Source organism: Beijerinckia sp. L45 (assembly GCF_009765775.1).
Taxonomy (GTDB): Bacteria; Pseudomonadota; Alphaproteobacteria; order Rhizobiales; family Beijerinckiaceae; genus RH-AL1.
Map to the genome: position 1 here is coordinate 1 of NZ_LMUU01000043.1, position 672 is coordinate 672.

The 672-nt window shown below is 59.2% G+C and carries 2 protein-coding genes; both read left to right on the plus strand.

Annotation, left to right across the window (positions count from 1 at the left end):
- Nucleotides 1–220: 220 nt before the first annotated feature.
- On the plus strand, nucleotides 221–472 hold the full coding sequence (locus GSQ79_RS30240; protein WP_210253006.1) for a transposase: 252 nt from the start codon (nucleotides 221–223) through the stop codon (nucleotides 470–472).
- Nucleotides 473–514: 42 nt separating this feature from the next.
- On the plus strand, nucleotides 515–672 hold a 158-nt coding region (locus GSQ79_RS30245; RefSeq protein ID WP_368669913.1), incomplete at its 3' end, for a transposase.

Below are 672 nucleotides of genomic sequence, written 5' to 3' on the forward strand. Positions count from 1 at the left end.
GGGGGCCTGTTCCTGTATGAAGCCGAGTCAGACGCCGCGGCCGACGAGCTGATGAAGCACGATCCCTACTTCCTCGGGAACGCCGTCGCGGACTACCGCATCACATCGTGGGAGGTGCATGGCGCCAATCCATCACTTCTTAGAGCCCGACCTGAAATTGGTTGACCGGCCTCGCGGCCTTTGATTCTCCCGAGTTTGCAACAACTTCCGGAGATTCGCGATGCCATGGAACGAGGCCGATCGGACGAAGTATGACGTTATTCGCGCGCGTTATTCAACTGACGTATCGGAGGCGGAACTGGCGTTGATCGCGCCGCTCTTGCCAGCTCCCAAACGGCGTGGGCGAAGGCCAACCAACGCCGTGATCATCCTTAACGCCTTGTTTTACATGATCCGTTGCGCTTGCCCCTGGCGATTGTTGCCGAAGGATTTTCCGCCGTTCACCACGGTCCAGAACAGATTTTACGCTTGACGCGACAGCGGGCTGTGGGCGCAGATCGTCGATGTCCTCGTGATGAATGCTCGCAAGGCGGAAGGCCGAGAATCCGCGCCGACCGCCGTTGTTGTTGATAGCCAATCGATCAAGACCACGGAAGCCGGCGGTCCTCGTGGTTTCGACGCGGGCAAGAAGATCAAGGGCCGCAAGCGCCATCTCGTGGTCGATACACTCGG

Coding starts and splice junctions, on each gene's coding strand:
- GSQ79_RS30240 (WP_210253006.1), top strand. CDS start 221: ATGCCATGGAACGAGGCCGATCGGACGAAGTATGACGTTATTCGCGCG.